The sequence below is a fragment of the Salinicola sp. genome, from assembly GCF_982684285.1.
Genome location: NZ_CEXLVS010000459.1, coordinates 1 through 1,385, shown reverse-complemented (window position 1 = coordinate 1,385; position 1,385 = coordinate 1). Strand labels below are relative to the sequence as shown.

General features: G+C 41.6%; 2 protein-coding genes and 1 riboswitch. Both genes read left to right on the top strand.

From position 1 onward, the window contains the following. The first annotated feature begins 99 nt into the window (after positions 1-99). Positions 100-181: riboswitch (cyclic di-GMP riboswitch) on the top strand. A 19-nt stretch (positions 182-200) separates the two neighbouring features. Next, entirely contained in the window at positions 201-812 is a 612-nt protein-coding gene (locus tag AC3AYF_RS21050; protein WP_487780417.1) for a hypothetical protein, read from the top strand. Between the two features lie 77 nt (positions 813-889). Continuing rightward, positions 890-1,357: a hypothetical protein gene (locus AC3AYF_RS21045; RefSeq protein WP_487780416.1), complete on the top strand. Its 468-nt coding sequence runs from the start codon at positions 890-892 to the stop codon at positions 1,355-1,357. The last annotated feature ends 28 nt before the right edge of the window (positions 1,358-1,385 follow it).

The following is a 1,385-nucleotide window of genomic DNA, read 5'->3' as shown; positions in this document are numbered from 1 at the left end:
CTAGTACCAAAGTACTATTGACGGTGCTATTAATTTACTCTAGTGTCTGCTTTTCGTGCTAGGCAATCGAGGATCGAATGTTTAGTTCGCTTTAATTTATTTAATTGAAGCCAAGCTCGGTGTGAACTGGGTACGGAAAGCCACAGATCTTTAGAGGACTAAAGATGGCTGGGTTGCATTTTCGAGAAAGGAAAATGTATATGAATAAAATTTTAGTATTATTGGCAGCCGTTCTGCTGTCATTTCAAACACAAGCTGCACTAGTCAGTGGTCCAGACATTATTAGTGCCGTCAGTGTGCAAGAAGACAGTCCAACCAATACTCATCAACAAGCCTTTAATGAAAAGCAATCGGTTTATTTAACGGATGCAATTAATGTTGATGGCGGCAGTATTGCAGCAGGACAATGGGTCGATAGTCACCTTATCTTTTTAAACACTGAGGGTGGTACGCGTGTTAATGATCGCCAAACATGGGGCTTTGATGGCCAAATTTTAGGTGTGATGTCTCAACAAAATGGCGGAATGTTACTTGCAACTAACAGTTTGTTTGCTGCATTTAATGACTATTTTACAGACGGAAGTAGTTTGCCATTTAATGCTGCAGGTTTAGAGTCGAATAATATCGGCAGCGGTGATGGTTATATCATCAATGGCTTATTATTAGATCTTCGCATGGTGGTAACTGAACCGGGCGATTGGATTCGTGTTATTACCACTTCAGCCGTGCCAGTACCAGCAGCACTATTTTTATTTGGACCTGCACTGTTAGGGTTTATTGGTCTACGTAGAAAAGCAAAATTGACAGCATAGTCAGTTAGTCCGCTATGATGTAAAAGCCGTGTTGGCCGATCAACACGGCTTTTTTATTGGTCAGAAAAAAGTGTGATATGAAACAGAATCTTGGAAAAAGTGCCGTCTTACACATAGCGAATTTATTGTCAGTATCGATGGCAGACTTTGCGAAAGACTTATTCATTAAAGATGCCTTAGCCGGACTGGATGAGTTAGAACTCAAACAACGGGTTAATCACTTAATTACAGTTTTAGCCATATATCTGCCCGATGAGTTTGAGCAAACAGCCGTGGTATTGACGGACGTTAAGCGAAATTGGCACAAACCGGAAGGTGGAGACAATTGGTTTAGCTTTGCAGCTTGGCCGTTGATTGATTATGTGGCGGACTATGGCACTGTGCAACCTGCATTAGCATTAGAGCTATTAAAAACACTGACTCCCTTATTCTCAGCTGAGTTTGCTATTCGCACCTTTATTGACCAGTACTTTGATATTACCTATCCACAGTTATTATTGTGGACGGAAGATGAGGATGAACATGTGAGACGTTTGGCCTGCTAGGGTATGCGACCTCGCTTACCATGGGGTA

Bases quoted from the DNA above. Each gene is read 5' to 3' on its own strand.
- AC3AYF_RS21050 (WP_487780417.1), top strand. From the start codon at position 201: ATGAATAAAATTTTAGTATTATTGGCAGCCGTTCTGCTGTCATTTCAA.
- AC3AYF_RS21045 (WP_487780416.1), top strand. From the start codon at position 890: ATGAAACAGAATCTTGGAAAAAGTGCCGTCTTACACATAGCGAATTTA.